Below are 24599 nucleotides of genomic sequence, written 5' to 3'. Positions count from 1 at the left end.
CCCGTCAAATCGCGCTCGGCGCGTCGGAGAGGGCCGCGATGGGCAGCCCTTCGTGGAACGCAATCATTTTTGACTTGGGATCTTCATGCATCTGCATTAAACGCGTGACTCGCGGTTGCCTATCCCGGATCCGCCAGTGACTGATGAGGAACCCATGTCCACTCAAGCGGGCGAACTCGGTCCGGACTCGCGTTCCTCCTCCTGGCGCACCCCGGCGATCATCATTCTCTGCGGCTGTGCGATCGGCATGCTCGGCTTCGGGCCGCGCTCGGCGCTCGGGTTCTTCGTGCAGCCGATGAGCCACGAATTCGCCTGGGGCCGCGACGTGTTCGGTCTCGCGATCGCTTTCCAGAATTTGCTGTGGGGATTGGGCCAGCCCCTTGCCGGCGCCGTCGCCGATCGCTTCGGCCTATTCCGGGTGATGTGCGTCGGCGCGCTGCTTTACGCCGGCGGCCTATTGCTGATGCGCTATTCCTCGACGCCGCTGTCGCTGAATCTCGGCGCGGGCGTCATGGTCGGCTTCGGTCTCGCCGGCTGTTCGTTCAACTTGGTGCTGTCGGCCTTCACCAAGCTGTTGCCGGCGGAGAAGCGCGGCCTTGCGCTCGGTGCCGGCACTGCGGCGGGCTCGTTCGGCCAATTCCTGTTCGCGCCGATCGGCGTCGCACTGATCGACAATTTCGGCTGGCAGCAGGCGCTCACCGTGTTCGGCTTCCTGATGCTGCTGATCATCCCGTTGTCGCTGGCGCTCTCGACGCCGCCGGTCGCAACCACGGCCAACGCGGCGCCGGCGGATGAGCAGACCTTTACGAAAGCGCTCGCCGAAGCCTTCGGCCATCGCTCCTATGTGTTGCTGGTGCTCGGCTTCTTCACCTGCGGCTTCCAGCTCGCCTTCATCACCGTGCATCTGCCGGCGTTCCTGGTCGATCGCGGCATCTCGACTCAAACCGGCGGCTGGGTGATCGCGGCGATCGGCCTGTTCAACATCATGGGATCGCTGAGCGTCGGCTATCTCCAGAACTCGCTGCCGAAGCGCTACATCCTCTCCGCGATCTATTTCACGCGCGCGCTTGCGACGCTCGCCTTCATCTCGTTCCCGATCACGCCGTTCTCGGCGATCGCATTCGGCGCGGTCTCCGGTCTGACCTGGCTGTCGACGGTGCCGCCGACCTCGGCGCTAGTGGCGCTGATGTTCGGCACGCGCTGGCTCGCCACGCTCTATGGCTTTGCCTTCGTCAGCCATCAGGTCGGCGGCTTCCTCGGCGTCTGGCTCGGCGGCATCGTGTTCGAAAAGTTCGGTTCCTATACGCCGATCTGGTGGCTCTCGATCCTGTTCGGCGTGCTCTCCGCGCTGATCAATCTTCCGATCGTGGAGAAACCGGTTCAGCGAGCGGTTGCGCAGCCTGCCTGATCGGCTAAACATCCCCTGAAACAAGTCCAGGGAGTTCAGTCGTGGCCACATTCAAGGCGATCCGGATCGACAAGGCGGACAAGGGCACCACCGCCGCACTCACGCAGTTCGACGACGCCGAACTGATGGACGGTGATGTCACGGTCCGCGTGGAATGGTCGACGCTGAACTACAAGGACGGCCTCGCGCTCACCGGCAAGGCGCCGGTGGTGCGCCGCTTCCCGATGATCGCCGGCATCGATTTCGCCGGCACGGTTGAAACCTCCGCCCATCCGCAATGGAAGGCGGGCGACAAGGTCGTCTGCACCGGTTGGGGCATGGGCGAGACCCATCTCGGCGCCTATGCCGAGAAGGCGCGGGTCAAGGGCGACTGGCTGGTCGCCTTGCCGCAGGGCCTGTCGGCGCGTGACGCCATGGCGATCGGCACCGCCGGCTTCACCGCGATGCTGTCTGTGCTGGCGCTGGAGAAGCACGGCCTGTCGCCGAAGAGCGGCCCTGTGGTGGTGACGGGCGCGGCCGGCGGCGTCGGCTCGGTCGCCACCGCCGTGCTCTCGAAGCTCGGTTATCACGTCATCGCCTCGACCGGCCGCGCCTCGGAAGCCGACTATTTGAAAGAGATCGGTGCGGCCGAGATCATCGACCGCAATGAATTGTCGGCGGCGGCCAAGCCCCTCGCCAAGGAGCGCTGGGCCGGCGGCGTCGACAGCGTCGGCTCGACCACGCTCGCGAATCTCCTGTCGATGACGAAGTATGGCGGCGCGGTCGCGGCGTGCGGCCTGGCGGCCGGCATGGACCTGCCGTCTTCTGTCGCACCCTTCATTTTGCGCGGGGTGTGCCTTCTCGGGATCGATTCCGTGATGTGCCCGATCGAGCCGCGGAAAGCCGCCTGGCAGCGTCTGGCCTCGGATCTGGATCGGACAAAACTATCTGAAATTACTCATGAAATTCCGCTCGAGGAAGTTTCGGAATGGGGCGCGAAAATCCTTGCCGGCCAGGTCCGCGGCCGCATCGTGGTAAAAATTGTCTAACGGCGTTCAGACTTTACCAACCAAGCTGCTTCAATGTTGCCTTGGTTAGTATGGTAAGCAGCGGGTAAAGAGATAAGGCATCGCCCGCGCTGGGGTTGGTTCGGAGTTGAGCATGCTTGCGCGTATTGTGTTGGGGGCTGTCACGGCGGCAGCGACGTTTGCGCCGGCCATTGCAGGAAGCATGAACGCCGACGAGGCGCGCCGCTTCGTTGCCGGTAAGGTGTTCGCCTTCACTTGTTTCGACGGCACCCGCGGCGCAGGCCGCATCCTGGACGATCTCGGCGCCGCCGGCGCGGTGCAGTTCTCGGGCGCAGGCCCGGTGAAGCATCTCCGCCTGCCCGGCAACACGCTCCAGATCCGTGGGCAGAACGTTTGCGCCTCGATCAAGGGCATTCCGTTCGAGCCCTGTTTCAACCTGGAAAAGACCGACGATCGCAGCTTCCGCGGCTCGGTGTCGGGCATGGGCTTCGCCTATTGCGACTTCCACCACCAGGGCGGCAATCAGATGCTGATGGCCCGCGCCGTGGCGCGTCCGCGTTCGCTGCGCTCTTCGGAGCGCACCGGTTCGGTCGCTGCGTCCAACACTGAAGTCGCCGCGCGCGTCGAGACGCCGCGTGTCGAGAGCAGCCGGCTCGAGCCGGTGAAGTCCGAAGCCAAATCGGAGCCAGCCAGGAACGACGCTCCGCTGGAATTGCGCCGCTCGACCCAGTGAGCTGGCTGCGCGGGACCGCCCGCGCATTTTGTCGTTGAAAATATTCATCGGTCACCAAGCCGCCGCGCCGTAGTCATACGGACGGCGGCTTTCATGCCTTGGTAGCGACTCGCGTCCCAGTTTGCGCAGGGCCGGGGGGTGCAAGGATTCTACGATGTCGTTGTATTTCTTTCGCATCAGCACCGGTCGTTATTCCGGCGCCGCCGACCAGCCGTACGAGTTCGAGGATCGCGCCGCCGCCTGGGCCGAGATGAGCGAGGTCTGCGCCAACCTGCTCGGCAGCATCGCGCGCAACCTGAAGCCGAACGCGAAGTGGAGCATGGAGCTGCTCGACGAGAACAAGAAGCCGGTCTTCCGCGTCAGCCTGGTCGGTGAGACCGTGTGCTGATGACCGCGAACGGGCAACCGTTAACGGACGCCAGCGCGTGCAAATCCGCGAGTTCCGTTTCATTGCACGTGAAAAGTGCGCAACTGCAGTAGTTTAAGCACGATTTCAGTATTTCTACCCAGGCTGCCGCGGCCACCCTTAACGTTAATGAGTAACCTCGCGGTTAGCCTTCCCGGACTGTTCACGCGCGTCGGCGCGGCAATGCGTATCCGGGGATTATGTCGATGATGTTCATTCAGAACCTGCGAATTGGCACCAAGCTCGCTGTGACCTCGGCACTCACCATCGCGCTCGTCGCGCTGATGATCGTCCTCCAGATGAACGGCGACGCTGCGGTTCAGAAGCTCAGCAATGGGGCATCGGGGCAGCAGTCGATCGCGCAAAGCGCCGCGGAAGCCAAAGCGTCGGTCCGCGGGTTGCAGATCGGCATTCGTGACATCCTGAGCTCCACGTCGCCGGCCGAGTTGCAGAAGGCCGTCACCTATTTCAACGATCGGCAGACCGCGGCCCTGAAATTCGCGGACGAGATGGCGAAGCTGTCGCGCTCGCCGGAGAATCACAAGCGGATCGACCGCCTGGTCGTGTTGGTCGGCAATTTCAGCAAGGGGCAACAGCAGATCGAAGCGATCCGCAAGCAGGAGCTCGCCCTGAGCGCGAAGAAGGACGGCGAGGCGGCAGCACCGCTCGCAAAGCTCGTGGCCGAGGTCGACCGCATCCGCAAGGAGATGCTGGCGCCGATCAACGAAGAGATATCGGAGCTGACCAACGAGATCATCAACTTTGCCAAGCAGAAGAGTTCCGAAGCCCGCGCCGAAGCCGAAGCTGAGGCCGCGTCCGTCGCGCGGACCTCGTTCGTCGCCGGCGTGCTGGTCGCGCTGGTTCTGATCGGGGCGTGCATCTTCTCCGTCTTCAGCATTGCGCGGCCCATGCGCGCATTGACGGCGGCGATGGAGAAGCTCGCCGGCGGCGATTTCTCCGTGGTGCTGCCGGGCCTCGGCCGCAAGGACGAGGTCGGCGAAGTCGCCGGTGCCGTCGAAAAATTCAAGATCGTGTCCGAACAGAAGGCGCGGGAGGACGCGGAAGCCAAGTCGCGGCAGGATCAGCTCGCGGCCGAGCAGCGCAAGTCCGAGATGCGCAAGCTCGCCGACAGCTTCGAAGGCGCCGTCGGCGAGATCGTCGGTACGGTGTCGTCGGCTTCCACGGAGCTTGAAGCATCCGCCACCACGCTCACCTCGACCGCGGAGCGCACGCAGCAGCTCACCACCGTGGTCGCGGCGGCTTCCGAAGAGGCCTCCACCAACGTGCAGTCGGTGGCGTCGGCAACGGAGGAGCTGTCGTCGTCGATCACCGAGATCAGCCGCCAGGTGCAGGAATCTGCGCGCGTCGCCAGCGAGGCGGTCGGCCAGGCCCGCACCACGACCGACCGTGTCAGCGAACTGTCGAAGGCGGCGACGCGGATCGGCGACGTCGTGGAACTGATCAACACCATCGCCGGCCAGACTAATCTGCTGGCGCTCAACGCCACGATCGAGGCCGCGCGCGCCGGCGAAGCGGGCCGCGGATTTGCCGTGGTCGCCTCCGAAGTCAAGGCGCTCGCCGAGCAGACCGCGAAGGCGACCGGCGAGATCGGCCAGCAGATCGCCAGCATTCAGGCCGCGACCGAGCATTCGGTCGGCGCCATCAGGGACATCAGCGACACCATCGAGAAGCTGTCGGAGATCTCCTCGGCGATCGCGGCTGCGGTCGAAGAGCAGGGCGCCGCGACGCAGGAAATCTCTCGCAACGTGCAGCAGGCCGCGGAAGGCACCCATCAAGTGTCGTCCAACATCACCGACGTGCAGCGCGGCGCAAGCGAGACCGGCTCGGCGTCCTCGCAGGTGTTGGCGGCGGCGCAGTCGCTGTCCGGCGACAGCAATCGCCTCAAGCTCGAAGTCGGCAAGTTCCTGGGTACCGTTCGCGCGGCCTGACCAAAACCGCAGGGAGAGCCTTGCTCCCTGCGCAACTCTCGGAATGCAAGAGCGGCGTCGATCGCGGTGAAAGCTCCGTGTTTCTACGGCAAACGTGGTTAAGGGAAGCGGAATGGTTTTGGACGAAGTTCATGGGAATTCAGCCGCTTGAGCGGCAACGTCCATAAAGGGTTCCAGTCATGCATTTTCTCGGCCGCTTCCGCATCCTGAGCAAGATCCTCGGGATCGTCCTCCTGCTGTGCGGGATCGGTGCCGCGATCGCCTGGATTGGCGTCTCCGCCCTCAGCGATCTCAGCGAAAAGGCCGACGTGATGTCGACCGCGGCCAAGCGGGCCTTGCTCGCCGCGCGCGCCAACCAGAACGTCATCGCGCTGAACCGCGCTGAATTCCGCAGTGCGCTCGATCCGCGTGACGACAATCGCCTCGCCGCGCGTGATGTCATCAACGCCCAGCTCAAGCAGTATCAGGAGCGTTTCGACGAGGTCAGCCAGACCCCGGACGAGAAGGCCAAGACGCTGCTCCCGGGCGTGCGCGAGGCGTTCTCGGCCTACAAGAGCCAGATGGACACGACGCTCGCGGCCGTCGATGCCGAGAAGTCGGCGAAGCTCAGCGACAGCGCAGACAAGCTGCGCGACATCGCGATGAAGAGCAGGACCGCTGCGGAGAACCTTCAAGGCAAGATCCGCGAACTCGCCGATCGGCTGAATACGCGCGTCGAGGAGAAGAGCAAGGAAGCGCGCGAGCAGTATGAATCGACGTCACGCTTCCTGATCATCCTCGCAGGCCTCGGTGTCGTCATCGGCGGCGCGTTGGGCTTCATCATCGGTCAGTACGGCATCGCGCGGCCGATCCGCATGATCGTCGGTGTGCTCCAGGAGCTTGCCGCCGGCCGCTATCAGGTCGAGATCGCCGGCCTTGATCGCAAGGACGAGGTCGGCGAAGTCGCCAAGACCGCGGAAGTGTTCCGGGAGAACGGCCTTGCCAAGATTCGGATGGAAGCCGAGCAGAAGGAGATGGAGCAGCGCAGCGCGGCGCAGCGTCGCCAGGACATGCTCCGGCTTGCCGATCAGTTTGAAACCGCGGTCGGCGAGGTGATCGAGACCGTGAGCTCGGCCTCGACCGAGCTCGAGGCTTCCGCGACGACGCTGACCTCGACCGCGGAGCACGCGCAGCAGCTCGCGACCGTGGTCGCTTCGGCCTCTGAGGAAGCCTCCGCCAACGTGCAGTCGGTGGCCTCGGCAACGGAAGAGCTGTCGTCGTCGATCACCGAGATCAGCCGCCAGGTGCAGGAATCCGCGCGCGTGGCGAGCGAAGCCGTCGGCCAGGCCCGCACCACGACCGAACGTGTCAGCGAACTGTCGAAGGCGGCAACGCGGATCGGCGACGTCGTCGAGCTGATCAACACCATCGCCGGCCAGACCAACCTGCTGGCGCTCAACGCCACGATCGAGGCTGCGCGTGCCGGCGAAGCTGGCCGTGGCTTCGCCGTCGTCGCTTCCGAAGTGAAGGCGCTTGCCGAGCAGACCGCGAAGGCGACCGGCGAGATCGGCCAGCAGATTTCCGGCATCCAGTCTGCTACCCAGGAGTCGGTCGGCGCCATCAAGGACATCAGCGACACCATCGAACGCCTGTCGGAGATCTCTTCGGCGATCGCGGCGGCGGTGGAGGAGCAGGGCGCGGCGACGCAGGAAATCTCCCGCAACGTGCAACAGGCGGCGGAAGGCACCCATCAAGTGTCGTCCAACATCACCGACGTGCAGCGCGGCGCGAGCGAGACCGGCTCGGCGTCGTCGCAGGTGCTTTCGGCTGCGCAGTCGCTGTCCGGCGACAGCAACCGCCTCAAGCTCGAGGTCGGCAAGTTCCTCACCACGGTGCGCGCCGCCTGAGGGCGCCCGTCCTCACCCATCATTCGCCGATTGCAACCGCCGCGCGAGGACGCGTGGCGGTTCGCATGCGTCCACAGCCGATGCCGCGGTGAGAAGGTCTGCACGGTTAACCTTCCGGAAAACCGATGCAGTCATGATCTCGCAATATTCGGGTGCCGAGTCGCCCTCCCTGTATTGCGTATCGAACGTATCGGAGCACATTCAATGAGCGGCTTCTCCATTCGCCTCACCCACAAGGTCATGGCGATCGGACTCTTCGGCCTTGTCGGCCTCGTCGTCTTCGGCGCGATCTACGAGATCGGCAGCCTCTCTCAGGACGCCTCCCGCACCGTTGCCAACCGCGCCCGCGCGATCGCTGACCTCAACAAGCAGCTCACGATCGAGATGCTGGAGGCGCGCCGCAACGAGAAGAATTTTCAGCAGCGTCGCAACGAAAGCTACGCCAAGGCCCATGCCGAGCTGATGGGACCGATCAACCGCGATTTCGACCAGGTCGAGCGGTTGATGGCGGCCGGCGGCATGAGCGCGCTGTCCGACAAGACCAGGCAGGCACATGACGGCTTCAAACGCTATGCCGAGGATTTCAAGGCGCTTGTCGTGGCCGAGACCAGACTCGGGCTGAACGAGACGCTTGGCCTGTCCGGCTCGCTCCGCGCCGCCGTGCACGACATCGAGGTGAAGCTCAAGGAGATCGACGATCCCAGGACGACGAGCTGGATGCTGATGATGCGCCGGCACGAGAAGGACTTCATGCTGCGGCGCGACCCCAAATACATCGCCGAGGTGAAGAAGGCCGCGATCGAATTCTCCAAGGCGATCGAGGTGGTCGCAGTCCCGACGGCGGTGATGAACGACATCACGGCCAAGCTCCAGAAGTACCAGTCCGAGTTCGCGGCCTGGGCCGAGACCGCGCAGCAGAGCGCTGCGCTGGACGCCAGCATGATGAAGACGTTCCGCGAGCTCGAACCCTCCATGGTCGAGGTGCGAACCGCCGTCGACGCCATGTACAAGCAGGCCGACGCCGCGGAAGCCGCAACGCGCGATGCCGTGCGCCTGTGGATGATGATCGCCTTCGCGCTCACCGTCGTCGTGCTCGCCGTGGTCGGCTTCGTGCTGGGGCGCTCGATCTCGAAGGCATTGTCCGGCATGGTCGGCGCGATGACGCGGCTGGCGCGCGGCGAGCTTTCGATCTCCGTCCCCGGCGTCGGGCGCAAGGACGAGATTGGCGAGATGGCCGGTGCGGTCGAGGTGTTCAGGACCAACATGGCGGAGGCCGAGCGGCTGCGTGCGGAGCAGGCCGAGGCTGACGCGCGCGGGCGCGAACGGCGCAAGGCGGACATGCACCGCCTCGCCGACGGGTTTGAAGGCGCGGTCGGCGAGATCATCGACACGGTGTCGTCGGCGGCAACCGAGCTCGAGGCGTCCTCCAATACGCTGACCCAGGCCGCCGAGCGCGGCAACGGGCTCGCCACGGCGGTGGCGGCGGCCTCGGAGGAGGCGTCCGCGAACGTGCAGTCGGTGTCGTCCGCGAGCGAGGAGATGACCACATCGATCTCGGAGATCAGCCGCCAGGTGCAGGAATCGGCCCGCGTCGCCGACGTCGCGGTGGAGCAGGCCCAGCGCACCAACGCGCGCGTCGCGGAGCTGACCAAGGCGGCAGGGCGTATCGGCGACGTGGTCGAGCTGATCAACACGATCGCCAGCCAGACCAATCTGCTGGCGCTGAATGCCACGATCGAGGCGGCACGTGCGGGCGAGGCCGGCAAGGGCTTCGCGGTGGTCGCGACCGAAGTCAAGGCGCTCGCTGAGCAGACCGCGAAGGCCACGGGCGAGATCAGCCAGCACATCGGCGCGATCCAGACCGCGACGCAGGATTCGGTCGGTGCGATCAAGGAGATCGGCGACACCATCGCGCGGATGTCGGAAATTTCCTCGGCCATCGCCGCAGCGGTGGAGGAGCAGGGCGCCGCGACGCAGGAGATCTCCCGCAACATCCAGCATGCCGCGCACGGCACCTCGGAGGTCTCCGCCAATATCGGCAACGTCCAGCGCGGCGCAGGCGAGACCGGGGCTGCGTCGGCCCAGGTGCATTCGGCAGCACAATCGCTGTCTCAGGAGAGCAACCGGCTTAAGAGCGAGGTCGCGCGCTTCCTGGAGTCGGTCCGGGCGGCCTGAGGTCGTCAGTTGCTCCGTTCGAGCCGCGCATCGCGGTGCGCCGGTGTGGCGTCGCGCGATGTCTGCTGCGCTGCAACCAATAATTGCGGAACATATAACGGCGGCGACAGCGAATTCCGTAGTTTCACGTAGGTTCCTGTTAACGCCTGTTTGCAACTATGAGCGCAATCTTACGGGATAAAAATCAGCCAGCATTGTTGAACTGACTTCCGCCCTGTCGTCCGTCGTGACGATGGCGGCGCAGGTGATTTGCGCGTTGCTAGGTCTCATCGGGATTTGCTGTGATGTCGAAGTTGTCGATCGTGTTCAAGCTTCTGACCGTGTTGTCGGTCCTCGTGCTGTCGCTCGCCGGCGTCGGCGTGATGGCGATCGGCACCATGCAGAGTATCAATTCCCACACCGTCGAGATCGCGGAGAGCTGGCTGCCGAGCGTGCGTGCGCTCGGCTCGCTTCGCGCCGATATCAACGAGCTGCGCGTCGCGCTGCGCCTGCACCTGATGCAGGACACCGCCGAGGGCAAGGAAGCCGCCGAGAAGCGCCTCGCCTCGCTGCAGGCGCGCATCGACCAGACCCGCAAGGTCTACGAGCCGCTGATCACCTCAGCCGAGGAGCGTTCGCTCTATGAGCAGTGGAGCAAGGCATGGGCCGAGTACCTGAACGGGGTGCAGGACGTCATGGCGCTGTCGCGCAAGGGCGTCGGTCGCTTCCCGGCCGATGCCAACGAGCTGTTGCAGACCAAGGTCGCGAAGATGGCCCAGGCCGCCGACCCGCTGCTCCAGAAGGGCATCGAGATGAACAACCGGGGCGCCGAGCTGGAGACGAAGCAGGCGGCCGACAGCTACGCCACGATCTTCCGCGTGTTGGTCGGCATCATCGTGTTCTCGGTCGTGATCGCGATCGGTGCCGCCTATTATCTCGTGCGTGACGTTTCTCGCGGGATTGCCTCGATCATCCATCCGATGCAGTCGCTTGGCGAAGGCGACCTCTCCGCCGAGGTGCCGCATCGCGGCGAGAAGACCGAGATCGGCTCGATGGCGGATGCGCTCCAGATCTTCAAGGAGGCGTTGATCGCCAAGAAGGCCGCCGACGAAGTCGCCGCGGCCGACGCCGAGGCCAAGATCGAACGCGGCCGCCGCGTCGACGCCATCACCCGCAAGTTCGAGGCCATGATCGGCGAGGTCGTCGGCACCGTGTCGTCGGCCTCGACCGAGCTCGAGGCCTCCGCGACCACGCTGAGCAGCACCGCGCAGCGCGGGCAGGAGCTTGCGACCGTGGTCGCCGCGGCGTCCGAGGAAGCCTCGACCAACGTCCAGGCGGTTGCGTCCGCATCGGAGGAGCTGTCGTCCTCCATCACCGAGATCAGCCGCCGCGTGCAGGATTCGGCGCGGATGGCCGCAGAGGCCGTCGAGCAGGCCACGCGGACCAACGACCGCGTCAATGCGCTGTCTCAGGCGGCATCGCGTATCGGCGCCGTGGTCGAGCTGATCAACACCATCGCCGGTCAGACCAACCTGCTGGCGCTCAACGCCACCATCGAGGCGGCGCGTGCCGGTGAAGCCGGCCGCGGCTTCGCGGTCGTCGCCTCCGAGGTCAAGGCGCTGGCCGAGCAGACCGCGAAAGCGACCGGCGAGATCGGGGCGCAGGTCTCCGGGATCCAGTCCGCGACGCAGGAATCTGTCAGCGCCATCCAGGAGATCGGCGGCACCATCGAGCGGCTGTCCGAGGTGGCGGCGGCCATCGCAGCCGCCGTCGAGGAACAGGGCGCGGCCACGCAGGAGATCTCGCGCAACGTGCAGCAGGCTTCGGTCGGTACGCAGGAGGTCTCGATGAACATCACGGACGTGCAGCGTGGTGCGATCGAGACCGGCTCGGCGTCGACGGAGGTGCTGTCGGCGGCGAAATCGCTGGCGACCGACAGCACGCGGCTCAAAGTCGAGGTCGCGCAGTTCCTGGAGTCGGTCCGCGCGGCTTGATCCTCAAGTGCTCGCCTGCGGAGCCGGCGGCGGTGCTATCTGCCGCCGGAACAGGATGCGCTGGTAGAGCCACCCGATCGCGACCAGCACGATGCCGAGGCACATGAACGACAGCGCGCGGTAGACGCCTGTCAGCGTCGACATGTCGATCACGAAGGCCTTCAGGATCGTCAGCGCGATCACCGCGGCCGACGCCAGCCGTGCCCGCTCGGAGTTGACGAGAATGCCGACGCCGAGCAGCACCACACCGAAGCCGAGCCAGCCGATCGAATAGGTGTATTGCTCCGCGCCCGTGGTGGCGCCGTAGAGCAGGACCGGGCCGTGATAGAAGCGGCGGATCTCCAGCGTCAAATAGGTGAGCGCGAACACCAGCGCAGCGCCGGCAATCGTGTTCGCATAGGCGACGGGGCGATGTCCGGCCACCGCATAGGACAGCAGCAGCATCAGCACCGCCGGGAGAGCGTAGCCGAGCAGCAGCAGGTTGAAGACGAGACCGCCGACATCGACGCTGGAGAGCAGCCACGGATTCTCCAGGATCAGCAGGCCGAACACGCTGATGAGCCCGGCGATCGCGGTGAGCGCGACCGCGCCGACATTGTGAACGATGCTGTGGCTCCTCAGCCGCAGCCGCTCCAGCCCGATCGCCATGGCGAGCGCGACGCAGACTTGCAGGGCAAATTCGAGCAGCGAGGGCGGCGACGTCATGCGGCCGCCGGTGGCGAGATGCCGGATCTCCATGAAGGCGAGCAGCGCGGTGAACAGGATCGCGGCGGCCTCCACGATGCGCAGCGGCGGATCGTCACCGCGGCGGCGCAGGAAGATGCTCGCGCCCCAGAACGAGGCCGCCGGCAGGCCGTAGCCCCACAACAGCCAATTGAAGATCGGCGTGGTGCCGACGGCATCGCCGACGATGCGCGGATCATAGCCGATGCGCGCGGTCACGATCGCGGCAAAGATGGCGGCGAGCCGGCGCAGGACCGGGATCGGCCGCTGCAGCGAGATCCAGGCCGTGCCGAGCGACATCAGCGCCAGCGCGATGGTGAGCCAGCCCTTTTCGAGGGCGAAGGTCAGCGCCAGCGCCAGCGCGCCGAGCGTGCCGGTCGCGAACAGCGCGACAGAGGTCGCAGTGCCCGGCCGATCTTCGCGGCGCGCCAGCGCTTCGGTCGCAGCGCCAAAGGCGGCGGCGAGCAGCACCGCGAGGATCGCGAACGGGATCGAGCGGTCGAGATGGGCGACGCGCGCGTAGAGCGCAACGAGGATCGCGATCGGCGTCGCGACGGCGGCCGCAGACCACACCACCGGAATGACCGCCGAGTTCGAGCGGCCCTGCGCGAGGAAGCCTGCGATGCCGAAGCCGGCAGCGAAGATCGCGGCCATCACCAGATGCAGCGTCACCGAACCGTCGGTGGCGACCGGTCCGACGCCGGGGATCGGGCCGCCCGGCAGCACCAGCATGTCGGGATTGGCGCGCACCGCCCATTCGGCGAACACGATGAAGACGGTTGCCGCGGCCGCGCCCAGTGCGCCGGTCGCCGCCGGCGCACGCCAGGCGACGAACAGCGTCGCGCCGACGAGAAGCGTGAACGCGATCAGCGCAAGGTCCGCATGCGCGCTCGACAGTACGATCAGCATCGCGCCGAACAGATAGGCGCCAAGCGAGCTCGACGACACCGGCTCGATCTCGCCGTCCTCGATGGTCGGGCCGAACATGAAGCCGCAGACCACGAGGAGGGCGGCGAGCACGAAGCCCGCGATCGCATGGAAGGTGTGCGGCGCGACCTGCAGCTCGCTGGTATCGAGACCCGGGAAGATCCAGAGCACGGCGAAGGCGATGGTGGTCACCGCGAGCCAGCGCCACAGCCGGATGCGCGCGAGGCCGAAGCTCGCGGCGGTGACGATCGCAAGATAAATATAGAGCGCCCAATAATCCGGCTTGCCGCTGGAGACGAGGATCGGCGTCACGAACGCGCCGACCACGCCGAGGCCCGCGAGTGCGGGCCCATGCAACAGTGCCGCGGCGAGCGTGCCCATCGCGACGATGCCGAGCAGCACGAAAGCGGTGGCGGGCACGAGGAAGCCATAGAGCGCATAGGCCGCGTAGATGGTCGCGAACGCCACGGCCGTTCCGGCCGCGGTGAGGATCGCGGGGATGTTGGCGATAGGCAGCGCCGCGATGTTGGAGATGCTCTCCTTGCGCCGCGACCATTCGCCGGCGCCCAGCAGCGCGGCTGCGAACAGCCCGCCGAGGAACACGCGCACGCCGGGGCCGACGAGACCTGCCTCGATCGAATAGCGCACCATGAAGAAGCCGCCGAGCGCGAGCGCGAGGCCGCCGATCCAGACCACCCAGCGCGTGCCGAGCCGTTCCTCGAAGCCGGGTGCCGGCGCGGGCAAAGGCGGCGGTGCGTAGGCCTCGGTGTTCGCCGCAAGCGGCGGCGGTGCATCGGCTTCGGTGCTCGCTGCGAGCGGCCGCGGTGAAACCTCTTCGGTGACGAGCGGAGGCGGTGCTGCCTCGACTTCGGGCGCGAGCGGCGGCGGCTCGGCGGCCGTCGTCGCGGGCGCCTCGGCCTGCACCTGCGTGGGCATCAGCGGCGGCGGCTGCACCTGCCGCTGCGCGTAAAACATCTCTTCGAGCGAGGCCAGCCGGCGGCGCAGCTCGGCCGCCTGGCTGGAGGCCTTGATCGCGATCAGGACAGCGATGATCGCAATGATCAGCGCAAAGACGTCAAACGGGCCGTCGGACATGAAGCCTCCAGGCAACCGGCGGGCAGGGGCCGGTCACGCAAATCCTAGGATCTAGCGCCGGGAGCGTACGCGCAAGCCCGGCGCGGGTCGTTCCTGGAGCACGTCGCGGCGGAAGCGGTAGAGCGCCGCCGGCCGTCCGCCGGTCTGTGTCGACATCACCCCGGTCGGTTCGACCAAGGCTTCGGTTTCGACCAGGCGGCGGAAATTTTGTTTGTGCAGGTGCCGGCCGGAGATCGCCTCCACCGTGTACTGCAGTTCAGTGAGTGTGAACTCCGCGGTCAAAAGTTCAAACACCACAGGACGATACTTCAGTTTTGCACGCAGCCGCGCGATCGCTGTCGCGAGAATCCGGCGGTGATCGAACCGCATGGAGGTGCCGAGCGCGGGAAGCTGCTTGCGCGCCAATGCCGCAGGACGGCCGTCGCGCCGCGCCTCCTCGATCAGCCCGGCCTCGTACAAGAGCTCGTAGCGGTCGAGCACGCGCTCCTCGTCCCAGGGCGCGCCGTCGAGGCCGAAATAGAACCGCACGCGATCCCGGCGCGGCAGCGCGCGTGTGGTCTCCGGCGTCTCCTCCTCGGCCCATAGCGTCAGCGCCGGAATGATGTCACGGGCGATGATCGCAGGCGGCTCCTCGCGCCAGTCTTCCCAGGGGAGGAAGCGATACCACGGTTCGAAGCTCGCGCCGGTCGCTGCGAGCTCGCCGCCCACCGCGCGCGTCAGCGCCAGATAGCCGATCGACACCATATGCGCACCGGTGTCGCCGGCCTCGGCATGACGGCCACGATCGCCGAACGTGTAGAGCTGCTCGACATAGCCGAGCCGCAAGCCCGCCTGCGCCTCGACCCAGGCGCGCAGGCCGATCTCGAACGTGCGATGGCTGGGCGCATCGAACGGCCCGAACGGCAGGCCCGCCAGCCCATCACTGCTGTGCGCGGTGAGGATCAGCGGCTCATGATCCTCGATCGCGACGATCGCCGCGGTCAGGCCGATCTCGATCGGCGTCAGCTGCGTGTCGCTCATGCGGCTGATGTCGCAGTTGTCATTCGAGCTCGATCACGAAGGGGCGGCCCTCGACCATCATGGCGCCCGGGCCCATCTCGTCGAGCGCGCGCAGCATGCGGCCGTTGCGTCCGAGCGCGCGGTCGGCAAGACCGACGATGCGGCGGTTCGGCGAGGCGATCGGGGAGGCCGCGCGGATCTTCTTGGCGATCTCGATCTCGTCGCGATCCGGATTGAGGGCGCAGACGGCCGCAAAGGCGCTCGCAGTGGAGCGGCTGATGCCGGCATAGCAATGCACCACCAGCGGCGCGCTGCGGTCCCAGCCGCGTACGAAATTCAGCACCTGGTCGATATGAGCTTCGGATGGTGCGGTGAAGCCGTCCATCTCCTCGGTGATGTCGTCCATCGACACCTTGAGATGGTTGGCCGGCAGCACCGACACCGGACGTGCCACCTGCTCGACATTGGCCATGACGGTCAGCACATGGCTGGCCCTGGTGAGGCGGACGGTTTCGGGAAGGGCGGCGAGGGAACAGACGTGGATCATGGCGGACCTTTTTGCCGCTGATTATAGCGAGCGCTCGTAGGGTGGGCAAAGGCGCATCGCGCCGTGCCCACCGTTTCGCACCGCGCACACCGCGGCTAGTTTGGTGGGCACGCTTCGCTTTGCCCACCCTACGAAGGGATGATGCTACGCGAACACCGCGTTGAACCGCTCCAGAAACTGCTTCTCGGCCCGCGCCGCGGTCCAGGGCGTGAGGTAGTCGCGCCGGACGCTGTCGGAGAGGCTGGGGTCCCTGCCGAACAGGCGCTTCGCCTCGCTTTCGCTGAAGCCGGCAAGCTCGGTTGCCTCCAGATAGGCCGCCCCGCGATCGGCGGCCTTGATGGCTTGCGTGATCTCCTCGGGCAGCGCCGGCGGCAGGCCGAAGCGGATGTGGATGGCGCCGAGCAGGCGCTTCTCCACCGCCTTGTAGTGGCCGTCGAGCACGGCCTTGAACGGCGAGATCATGTCGCCGATCACGTATTCGGGCGCATCGTGCAGCAGGGCGGCGAGCCGCATGCGCTCGTCGACGCGCGGCATCTCGTGCCGCATCACGGTCTCCACCAGAAGCGTATGCTGCGCGACCGAGAAGATGTGCGCGCCGGTGGTCTGCCCGTTCCAGCGCGCCACGCGCGCCAGCCCATGCGCGATGTCGGCGATCTCGACATCGAGCGGAGAGGGATCGAGCAGATCGAGCCGCCGGCCCGACAGCATGCGTTGCCAGGCGCGGGATGCCACGTCGCGTGCCGTTTTCTTCGCGGTCATTTGGCCTTGAGGCGCGGCTTGCGCTGCGTCTTGCCGCAGCTCGCGTGACAATGGCAGTCGACGAGATGGTCGTTGACCATGCCGGTCGCCTCCATGAAGGCGTAGACGATGGTCGGACCGACGAATTTGAAACCGCGCGAGGACAGTTCCTTGGAGATCTGCGTCGACAGCGGCGTCGAGGCCGGCACGCTCGCAGTGGTCTTGAAATTGTTGACCTTGGGCCGGCCGTCCATGAAGTCCCACAACAGCTTCGAGAAGCCCGGGCCCTTCTCCATGATGTCGAGATATGATTTCGCGCTCAGGATCGCGCCGTCGATCTTGGCGCGGTTGCGCACGATGCCGGCATCGTTCATCAGCGCGTGCACCTTCTTGTCGTTGTAGCGCGCGATCTTCTCCGGCTGAAAATCATCGAAGGCTTTGCGGAAATTGTCCCGCTTGCGCAGGATCGTGATCCAGGAGAGGCCGGCCTGGAAGCCGTCGAGGATCAGCTTTTCGTAGAGCGCACGGTCGTCATATTCCGGCACGCCCCATTCGGTGTCGTGATAGGCGACATAGAGCGGGTCTTCGCCGGGCCAGGGGCAGCGGGTCTTTCCGTCGGGATGCAGGCGGGGGGCTCGGCTCATGCGATGGGCTGCTTCAGGGGAATGCGGACGACGTCGGGTTCGGCGAGCCTCACGGCGAGGCCGCCGGCGGTGAGCGGCTGGCCGGCATCGAGCGCGTCCGCAACGCGGTCGATGCGTACCAGCGCGATGCCCTTGCCCTGTGCGGACGAGCCCATCGTGCCGACCGGCTTGTCGCCGGCCATAACACTGACGCCGGCCTCCGGCGAGAGGTCGTCGAGCAGCACCTTGACGCTGCGGGTGCGCGCGGTGCCGCGATGCTGCATGCGCGAGACGACCTCCTGGCCGACATAGCAGCCCTTGTCGAAATCGACGCCGGCAAGACGGTCCATGTTGGTCTCGTGCGGGAACGCATCGCTGTACATGAAATCGAGCCCGCCGCGCGGCACGCCGAGCGCGATGCGATGGGCCTCGTATTCGGCGGCATCGACCAGCTCGGCGCCGATGAGATCGGACAGCTTCTGTTTGAGATCTTCGGGGATCAGGATGCGAGTGCCGAGCGCATCATTGCGCGGATCGGCGAACGCAAGGTCCGGCTGCGCCGCAAGCTGGCCGTCCCAGGCCGCGAGCACGCCGAGATCGAGGTTTTCCACCGTGACCTTGGCGCGCAGCTTGTAGAATTTCAGCTTGGTGGCGAGGCCCTCGGCCAGCGCCTTCGGACAGTCGATCAGGAACCCGCCGCCATGGCCTGCGGGCACCTCTGTGATCAGGAAGTCCACGATGATCTTGCCCTGCGGCGTCAGCAGCGCACCGAATCGCCCCAGGCCCGGCTTCAGCCTGTCGAGATCGGTCGTGATCAGGCCGTTGAGGAAGTTGCGCGCGTCCTCGCCCGCGACCTTGACCACGCTCCGGTCGGGAAGAAACGCTGATTTCATGTGAAAATCTCTTGCGACATGTTGCTCCGGAACGTAAGCCCGCAAGGCATAAACGACAAGACCTCAAGCCCCGCGCTTGGGGATGAGAGAGGCCTTCAGCCATGACCCAGCGCTTCGATGTGATCCTCAAAGGCGGCACCGTCGTCAACCAGGACGGCGAGGGTGTTCGCGATATCGGCATCACCAACGGCCGCATCGCGGAGCTGGGCCCGCTCTCGCAGGCCTCCGCCGCTGAGGTGATCGACTGCAAGGGCCTCCACATCCTGCCGGGCGTGATGGACACCCAGGTGCATTTCCGCGAGCCCGGGCTGGAGCAGAAGGAAGACCTCGAGACAGGGTCGCGCAGCGCCGTGATGGGCGGCGTCACCGCCGTGTTCGAGATGCCGAACACGGCGCCGTTGACCGTGACGGAGGCTACCTTCACCGACAAGGTGAAGCGTGCCCATCATCGCATGCACTGCGATTTCGCCTTCTTCATCGGCGGCACCCGCGAGAACGTGCAGGATCTGCCGGTGCTGGAGCGCGCGCCCGGCTGTGCGGGCGTCAAGGTGTTCATCGGCTCGTCGACCGGCGCGCTGCTGGTGGAGGACGACGAGAGCCTGCGCCGCATCTTCCAGGTGATCCGCCGCCGCGCCGCCTTCCACGCCGAAGACGAATACCGCCTCAACGACCGCAAGTCGCTGCGCATCGAGGGCGATCCGCGTTCGCATCCGGTCTGGCGCGACGAGACCGCGGCGCTGATGGCGACGCAGCGATTGGTCAAGCTCGCGCACGAGACCGGCAAGCGCATCCACGTGCTGCACATATCGACCAAGGAAGAGATCGAGTTCCTGCGCGACCACAAGGACGTCGCTTCCTGCGAGGCGACGCCGCATCATCTGACGTTGGTCGCACCCGAATGCTACGAGCGGCTCGGCACGCTGGCGCAGATGAACCCGCCGGTGCGCGGGGCCGATCACCGCGCCGGCATCTGGCGCGGCATCGAGCAGGGCATCATCGACGTGCTCGGCTCCGACCATGCCCCGCATACGCTGGAAGAGAAGTCGAAGACCTATCCGGCCTCGCCCTCCGGCATGACCGGCGTGCAAACGCTGGTGCCGCTCATGCTCGACCACGTCAACGCCGGCCGCCTGTCGCTGGCGCGCTTCGTCGACCTCACCAGCGCCGGCCCCGCGCGTCTCTACAACATGGCCTGCAAGGGCCGCATTGCCGCAGGCTACGACGCCGATTTCACGATCGTAGATCTCAAGCGCAGCGAGACCATCACCAACAAATGGGTGGCGTCCAAAGCCGGCTGGACGCCTTATGACGGCGTCCGCGTCACCGGCTGGCCCGTCGGCACCTTCATCCGCGGCCGCCGCGTGATGTGGCAGGGCGAACTGGTGACGGCCTCGCAGGGCGAGCCGGTGCGGTTTCTGGAGACGCTGAAGCAGTAGAGGGCGGCCCGCTTCTCGCTCCGCTGTCATGCCCCGCGGAGGCGGGGCATCCAGTACGCCGCGGCTTCTCGGTTCGATCACCGCCGCCTCTGGAATACTGGATTGCCCGCCTTCGCGGGCAATGACAGAGTGCCAGGAAGCGTAGACTCAAATTGGGAGAGAGCAATGTCCCAACCGACGCCCCTCATCACCACTGTGCAACTCGCCGCGATTCTCGGCGATCCCAACCTCCGCCTCTACGACTGCACGACCTATAACGAGCCGGTGCCGCCCGGTAGCGATGTGCCCTATCGCGCGGTGCCCGGCGACAAGACGTTCGCGGCCGGCCACATCCCCGGCGCGGATTTCCTCGACCTGCAAGGCGAGTTCTCCGACACCTCCGCGCAACAGCTCTTCATGATGGCTGGCGTGCCCCAGCTAGAGGCCGCCTTCGGTCGCCACGGCGCTGACGCATCCAAGACCATCGTGCTCTACAGCATCGGCACCATGATGTGGTCGACGCGGTTCTGGTGGATGCTGCGCTCGCTCGGCGTCGATGCGCGCGTGCTCGACGGCGGTTTTGACAAATGGAAGGACGAGGGGCGGCCGGTCGAGACGGGCGCGCCGAAGGGCTATCCCGCCACGACCTTCAAGGCCGCGTCGCACGCGGGCTTCTTCGTCGACAAGACCACCGTGAAGGCGCGGATCTGCGATCCCTCGACCGTGATCGTCAACGCGCTCGGGCCGCAATTTCATCAGGGCCTCGAGCCGAGCCGCTACGGCCGGCCCGGCCGCGTGCCCGGCAGCGTCAACGTGCCCGCGGCCACGCTTGCCAAGGCCGACAAGACACTGACGACGCTTGCCGACGCCGAAGCGAAGTTCGCGGCCCAGGGCGTTACGCGCGACAAGAATGTGATCTGCTATTGCGGCGGCGGCATCTCGGCGACGATCGACCTGCTCATGCTGACACAGCTCGGCTACGACAAGCTGACGCTGTACGATGCCTCCATGGGCGAATGGGCGAGGGATCCGGCACTGCCGATCGAGACGGATTAGCTCTTACCCTCCCCTGAAGGGGGAGGGTCGCTTCACGTCGAGCGAAGCGAGAGGTGAAGCGGGGTGGGGTGATCTCTCCACTCGGGCACCGCCTCAAAGGTATAGACTGTCACCCCACCCCGCTCGCGCTGCGCGCGATCGACCCTCCCCCTCCAGGGGAGGGTAAGAAAGTCGGGAACCTTTATCGCTGGCCTGCATCCAATGTCCGGAACGAATGGAAACAGGTGACCACCATGCAGCGGACCGCAGCCGGCCTGTCCGCCGGCGCTAGAGCATCGGAAGCCGAACTGGTCGATCGCGCGCGGGGCCGTGACGAGGCCGCGTTGCGCGAGATCATGCAGGCCAACAACCGCAGGCTCTACCGTCTAGCGCGCGGTATCCTGCGCAGCGACAGCGAAGCCGAGGACGTGGTGCAGGAAACCTATGTCCGGGCCTTTACCCATCTGGACGACTTTCGCGGCGAGTCCGGGCTGTCGACCTGGCTGTCGCGCATTGCCATCAACGAGGCGCTTGGCCGGGCGCGAAGCCGCAAGCCGCATGTCGAGCTCAGCGCGCTGCCGGAAGGGGCGCTCGACGCGCAGATCATAAAATTTCCCGTTTCTCCCGCAGGCGATCCGGAAAGGACCATGGCCCAACGTGAAATCCAGCGCGTCGTCGAACGCGCAATCGACGAACTGCCGGATGTGTTCCGCATGGTCTTCGTCGCGCGCGTCATGGAGGGGATGAACATCGAGGAGACCGCCGATCTGCTCGGCGTCAAGCCCGAGACCGTGAAGACGCGGCTGCACCGTGCGCGCACCATGTTGCGCGAGAACGTCGAGAAGGAGATCGGTCCGGTTATGATGGATGCGTTCCCGTTTGCCGGGTGGCGCTGCGAGCGGCTGACCGTATCGGTGCTGAAGCGGCTCGGCAGCGGCGGCTGAAGTTTTTCGGGAACGTTTGCGCGAAAATCCCATCCAATGCCTGTGAAGCAACGCCGGCAAACCCTCCGGCAGCACAGGAGTTTCAAACATGTTCACCCGATGGAGCGCGGCGATCGCCGCGGCAATTCTGTTGTCGAGCCCGGCGCTACTGCAAGGCGCGAGCGCAGCCGACAAGCCCACCGATCCGCAGATCGCTCACATCGCCTACACCGCGGGCGTGATCGACATCAACGCGGCCAAGCAGGCGCAGAAAAAGGCCAAGAACAAGGACGTCAAGGCGTTTGCCGAGGACATGCTGCGCGACCACGAGGCGGTCAACAAGCAGGCGCTGGCGCTGGTCAAGAAGCTGAACGTTACGCCTGAAGACAACGATACCAGCAAGACGCTGTCGAAGCAGGCGAGCGACAAGCTGGCTGAGCTCGACAAGCTGAGCGGCGCGGCCTTCGACAAGGCCTATGTCGCGAACGAGGTCGCCTACCACAAGGCGGTCAACGGCGCGCTGGAAACCCAGCTCATCCCGTCCGCCGGCAATGCCGAGCTCAAGAGCCTGTTGCAGACCGGCCTGAAGATTTTTCAGGGCCACCAGCAGCACGCCGAGCATGTCGCGGCCGAGCTGAAATAGGGGGTGTGGGATGAAGCCGCGACACCTCGCTTCGATCGCGCTTGCGGTCGTCTTGCTGTCGATCGTCGTCCCGGCGCGCGCCGCGACCATGCAGATCATAATGGACAATCTCGTGGTTTCACCGGCCGAAACGTCCGCGAAGGTCGGCGATACCATCGAATGGATCAACAAGGACGTGTTCGCGCACACCGCCACGGCGAAGAGCGGCGATTTCGACGTGATGCTGCCACCGAAGAAGTCGGCAACGTTTGTTCTGAAGAAGGCGGGAATTGTCGACTATTACTGCCGCTATCATCCCAACATGAAAGCGACGCTCAAGGTCGCGCCGTGAGGGAGGAGGGAGTGCATTCCCGATCGTAGTGGGAATATCTCCCGGTCATCGCGAGACTAATGCTTGTCTGGGGGAGGCGGCTTCCGTGCGATAAACGCGGCAGACTTCGCGAACCTGTTCGCCAGATCCCGTTCGCCAAGTCATTCATCCGTAGACTGGCCCCGCCCGTGTGGCGGGGTCATTTTTCGCAAGAAGCTTACTGCCTTGCGAGAGTGACCGAGAATTCGCCGTTGCGGATGCGGCCCGGAAAGCCCTCGACGAATTTCGCCACCGCATCCTCGCCGTAGGTACCGACGAGCTCGGCGAATGCCGCAAACAGGCTCGCCTGCGCCAGGCAGTCGCCGTCGACGCCATCATGGCGCGCTTCGGCCCAGGCCTCGTTGAGATAGCTCAGCGCGGCCTGTTTCTGCTCGTGATCGGGCAGCGGCGCGCGGGCGGGGGCGTAGGACACTGAATGGCTCATGAAACTCGATCAGGGCTGGGGCGCGATCCACGGCGATGCGCTGTACGAAAGGTGTAGCACGCGTATTAACGCCCGCTAGGCCACATCTTTAGGAACGGTTAACGGCTGTGAACAAAGTCGATGACAGGGTTCCAGATGCGCGTTCGACAGCCAAACCCTCATGTGAGGAGGCGCGTTAGCGCCGTCTCGAACCATAGAGGCCGTGCTGCGGCAGCGGGGCCTTGCATCCTTCGAGACGCGCGCGAAGAGCGCGCTCCTCAGGATGAGGAGATGCGCTCAGTTCGCGTAACGCGCCGTGAGATCGCGCGAGATCTTCGAGCCTTCCTCGATATAGCGGCGGATCGCCACCGTCGCGGCCGGCGTGCAGCTCCGATAGGTCTGCTGGAAGCCGTTATAGCCGCGGTTGAAGCCGGCGATCATACGGGTGCGGCGCTCGCCCGAGGGGGTTTCGGCATCGATCAGCGCCTGCATCTCGCTGCGCCATTTGTTGCCCTCGTTGGACCCGCAGATGCCGCGCAGATAGTGCAGGCCGCCCAAAATCTCCGCCAGCCGCTGCAAATCGGCGTCAAACGGCGCCGCCACGTCCTGGGCCCTTGTGGGCACGGAGGCGCAGGCGAGAATCAGGGCAAAAATGGCCAGAAATCGCGTGGACATCGGCGGGGTGTATGCCCCCTCGGAGCGGAGGACGCAAGACGGGGCGGTCAGGGCCCGATCAGCCCGGCGGCCGACAGGATGACCTCCTCCAGCCCCCCGGTCAGCTTGAGGTCGCCGAGGCTCGCCAGGGCGTCGGGGGCGATCCAGCGGTAATCGTCGAGCTCGTCGTTGAGAGCCGGCTCCTTGGCCACCCAGCGGGCGGCAAAGGACATGATCAGGTAATGGCCGGCGCCGGCTGCGGCCGGCAACACCTCGCGCCAGCCGGCGAGGCCAATGATCTCGATGGCGAGCCCGGTCTCCTCGTCGACCTCGCGCGCCAGCGCCTGGTGCAGCGATTCGCCGAACTCGACCCGGCCGCCGGGCAGCGAATAGAACCCCTTGGCGGGCGAGCGGGCGCGGCGGGTCAGAAGTACCTTGCCGTCGCGGAAGATGGCGGCGCTGACCGCGATCTGGGGGTGGGTGGGCTGGATGACCGCAGACATATCTTCAACAACCCTTCAACAGCCCTTGGCTCAATTCGCCATGATGGTGTCGACGTCGGCTTCCGCGCCGCCATTGATGATGCCGCCGCAGGCCGCGATCAGCGGCTTGACCCAGAGCGTGGCCTGCTCGGCGAGGCGGACGCGGGTCGTGTCCTTCTCGACCTCGCGCATGGCCGAGCCGACCGCTGTCAGGATCGAGGTCATGGTATCAGTGATGTGGTCGAACTGGGCGCGCACATTCGGATCGGCCTTCTCATAGGCTTCGATGGCCAGATCCCGTGCCTTGAAATTCGACGCGGTGAAATGCTCGGCATAGGACAGCGGCGACCAGGTCAAAAAATCTTCGGCGCATTCCGGCATGTCCGGGACCATTTCCAGCAGCATCACGGCTTCATTGAAATGGTTGAGATAGTCGGTGGCAAGCCCGGTTCGCGGGTTGATGTTGGCCACGCGCAGCCGCTCGGCCCAGGCGGCGGCCTCGGGGCCCGTCTGTACATGCGTCCGCGCGGGTTGGGAGGCCGTTGAGCTCATCTGCCGCAGTGTTAACGTTCGGGGTTAAAAGGACCTGAAC

23 protein-coding genes are annotated in these 24599 nt (G+C 65.7%); 13 read left to right on the top strand and 10 right to left on the bottom strand.

Going from position 1 to position 24599, the window contains the following annotated elements; translation table 11 throughout:
* The first annotated feature begins 154 nt into the window (after window positions 1-154).
* From AB7Z56_RS34355 to AB7Z56_RS34320, 8 genes are all read left to right on the top strand, one after another.
* Window positions 155-1408, top strand: coding sequence for an MFS transporter (locus tag AB7Z56_RS34355; RefSeq protein ID WP_063985097.1), 1254 nt, complete (start codon window positions 155-157; stop codon window positions 1406-1408).
* A gap of 41 nt (window positions 1409-1449) precedes the next feature.
* On the top strand, window positions 1450-2436 hold the full coding sequence (gene acuI / locus AB7Z56_RS34350; RefSeq protein WP_063985096.1) for an acrylyl-CoA reductase (NADPH): 987 nt from the start codon (window positions 1450-1452) through the stop codon (window positions 2434-2436).
* Window positions 2437-2548: 112 nt separating this feature from the next.
* Entirely contained in the window at window positions 2549-3148 is a 600-nt protein-coding gene (locus tag AB7Z56_RS34345; RefSeq protein ID WP_063985095.1) for a hypothetical protein, read from the top strand.
* 154 nt (window positions 3149-3302) lie between these two features.
* Window positions 3303-3536: a DUF6894 family protein gene (locus AB7Z56_RS34340; protein WP_028152150.1), complete on the top strand. Its 234-nt coding sequence runs from the start codon at window positions 3303-3305 to the stop codon at window positions 3534-3536.
* 224 nt (window positions 3537-3760) lie between these two features.
* Window positions 3761-5503, top strand: a complete 1743-nt coding sequence (locus tag AB7Z56_RS34335) for a methyl-accepting chemotaxis protein (RefSeq protein ID WP_441256742.1) — start codon at window positions 3761-3763, stop codon at window positions 5501-5503.
* A gap of 179 nt (window positions 5504-5682) precedes the next feature.
* Window positions 5683-7389, top strand: coding sequence for a methyl-accepting chemotaxis protein (locus AB7Z56_RS34330; RefSeq protein WP_063985094.1), 1707 nt, complete (start codon window positions 5683-5685; stop codon window positions 7387-7389).
* A gap of 204 nt (window positions 7390-7593) precedes the next feature.
* A complete protein-coding gene (locus AB7Z56_RS34325) occupies window positions 7594-9564 on the top strand; it encodes a methyl-accepting chemotaxis protein (protein ID WP_063985093.1) in 1971 nt (656 codons plus the stop codon).
* A gap of 284 nt (window positions 9565-9848) precedes the next feature.
* On the top strand, window positions 9849-11537 hold the full coding sequence (locus AB7Z56_RS34320) for a methyl-accepting chemotaxis protein (protein WP_063985092.1): 1689 nt from the start codon (window positions 9849-9851) through the stop codon (window positions 11535-11537).
* Between the two features lie 3 nt (window positions 11538-11540).
* On the opposite strand, the gene AB7Z56_RS34315 is transcribed toward AB7Z56_RS34320, so the two are convergent.
* From AB7Z56_RS34315 to ygfZ, 6 genes are all read right to left on the bottom strand, one after another.
* Window positions 11541-14282: a DUF2339 domain-containing protein gene (locus AB7Z56_RS34315; protein ID WP_231144355.1), complete on the bottom strand. Its 2742-nt coding sequence runs from the start codon at window positions 14280-14282 to the stop codon at window positions 11541-11543.
* A 51-nt stretch (window positions 14283-14333) separates the two neighbouring features.
* Window positions 14334-15302, bottom strand: a complete 969-nt coding sequence (locus AB7Z56_RS34310; RefSeq protein WP_063985091.1) for an NUDIX hydrolase — start codon at window positions 15300-15302, stop codon at window positions 14334-14336.
* A gap of 19 nt (window positions 15303-15321) precedes the next feature.
* Window positions 15322-15828: a tyrosine phosphatase family protein gene (locus tag AB7Z56_RS34305; RefSeq protein ID WP_028152156.1), complete on the bottom strand. Its 507-nt coding sequence runs from the start codon at window positions 15826-15828 to the stop codon at window positions 15322-15324.
* 144 nt (window positions 15829-15972) lie between these two features.
* The gene (locus tag AB7Z56_RS34300; protein ID WP_063985090.1) at window positions 15973-16587 is read right to left on the bottom strand and encodes a YfbR-like 5'-deoxynucleotidase; all 615 of its coding nucleotides are present in this window, start codon (window positions 16585-16587) and stop codon (window positions 15973-15975) included.
* Window positions 16584-17210 carry a DNA-3-methyladenine glycosylase I gene (locus AB7Z56_RS34295; protein ID WP_063985089.1) on the bottom strand — a complete coding sequence of 209 codons (627 nt, stop codon included), beginning with the start codon at window positions 17208-17210 and terminating at the stop codon, window positions 16584-16586. Before AB7Z56_RS34295 ends, AB7Z56_RS34300 begins: the two co-directional genes overlap by 4 nt.
* Window positions 17207-18082 carry a CAF17-like 4Fe-4S cluster assembly/insertion protein YgfZ gene (gene ygfZ, locus AB7Z56_RS34290; RefSeq protein ID WP_028158166.1) on the bottom strand — a complete coding sequence of 292 codons (876 nt, stop codon included), beginning with the start codon at window positions 18080-18082 and terminating at the stop codon, window positions 17207-17209. The genes AB7Z56_RS34295 and ygfZ overlap by 4 nt, the downstream gene beginning before the upstream one ends.
* 101 nt (window positions 18083-18183) lie before the next feature.
* Between ygfZ and AB7Z56_RS34285 the strand changes: the two genes are divergently transcribed.
* The 5 genes from AB7Z56_RS34285 (at window position 18184) to AB7Z56_RS34265 (ending at window position 22429) form a co-directional block, all read left to right on the top strand.
* Complete coding sequence (locus AB7Z56_RS34285; RefSeq protein ID WP_063985088.1) at window positions 18184-19518, top strand: dihydroorotase; 1335 nt, start codon at window positions 18184-18186, stop codon at window positions 19516-19518.
* Window positions 19519-19683: 165 nt separating this feature from the next.
* Entirely contained in the window at window positions 19684-20553 is an 870-nt protein-coding gene (locus tag AB7Z56_RS34280) for a sulfurtransferase (RefSeq protein ID WP_063985087.1), read from the top strand.
* A gap of 233 nt (window positions 20554-20786) precedes the next feature.
* Window positions 20787-21476: an RNA polymerase sigma factor gene (locus AB7Z56_RS34275; protein ID WP_063985086.1), complete on the top strand. Its 690-nt coding sequence runs from the start codon at window positions 20787-20789 to the stop codon at window positions 21474-21476.
* A gap of 88 nt (window positions 21477-21564) precedes the next feature.
* Window positions 21565-22098, top strand: coding sequence for a DUF4142 domain-containing protein (locus AB7Z56_RS34270; RefSeq protein WP_063985085.1), 534 nt, complete (start codon window positions 21565-21567; stop codon window positions 22096-22098).
* A gap of 10 nt (window positions 22099-22108) precedes the next feature.
* Complete coding sequence (locus AB7Z56_RS34265; protein WP_063985084.1) at window positions 22109-22429, top strand: cupredoxin domain-containing protein; 321 nt, start codon at window positions 22109-22111, stop codon at window positions 22427-22429.
* A gap of 196 nt (window positions 22430-22625) precedes the next feature.
* On the opposite strand, the gene AB7Z56_RS34260 is transcribed toward AB7Z56_RS34265, so the two are convergent.
* The 4 genes from AB7Z56_RS34260 to AB7Z56_RS34245 form a co-directional block, all read right to left on the bottom strand.
* Complete coding sequence (locus AB7Z56_RS34260; RefSeq protein ID WP_014497305.1) at window positions 22626-22892, bottom strand: hypothetical protein; 267 nt, start codon at window positions 22890-22892, stop codon at window positions 22626-22628.
* A gap of 276 nt (window positions 22893-23168) precedes the next feature.
* A complete protein-coding gene (locus AB7Z56_RS34255; RefSeq protein ID WP_011085347.1) occupies window positions 23169-23546 on the bottom strand; it encodes a TIGR02301 family protein in 378 nt (125 codons plus the stop codon).
* A gap of 47 nt (window positions 23547-23593) precedes the next feature.
* The gene (locus tag AB7Z56_RS34250) at window positions 23594-24028 is read right to left on the bottom strand and encodes an NUDIX hydrolase (protein WP_063985083.1); all 435 of its coding nucleotides are present in this window, start codon (window positions 24026-24028) and stop codon (window positions 23594-23596) included.
* A gap of 30 nt (window positions 24029-24058) precedes the next feature.
* On the bottom strand, window positions 24059-24559 hold the full coding sequence (locus tag AB7Z56_RS34245) for a hypothetical protein (protein ID WP_014497302.1): 501 nt from the start codon (window positions 24557-24559) through the stop codon (window positions 24059-24061).
* Window positions 24560-24599: the final 40 nt, after the last annotated feature.

It is taken from the genome of Bradyrhizobium sp. 482_C4_N1_8 (assembly GCF_052075965.1).
Classification (GTDB): domain Bacteria; phylum Pseudomonadota; class Alphaproteobacteria; order Rhizobiales; family Xanthobacteraceae; genus Bradyrhizobium; species Bradyrhizobium barranii.
The sequence above is the reverse complement of the archived record's forward strand: the minus strand, read 5'-3'. Positions and strand labels throughout refer to the sequence as shown.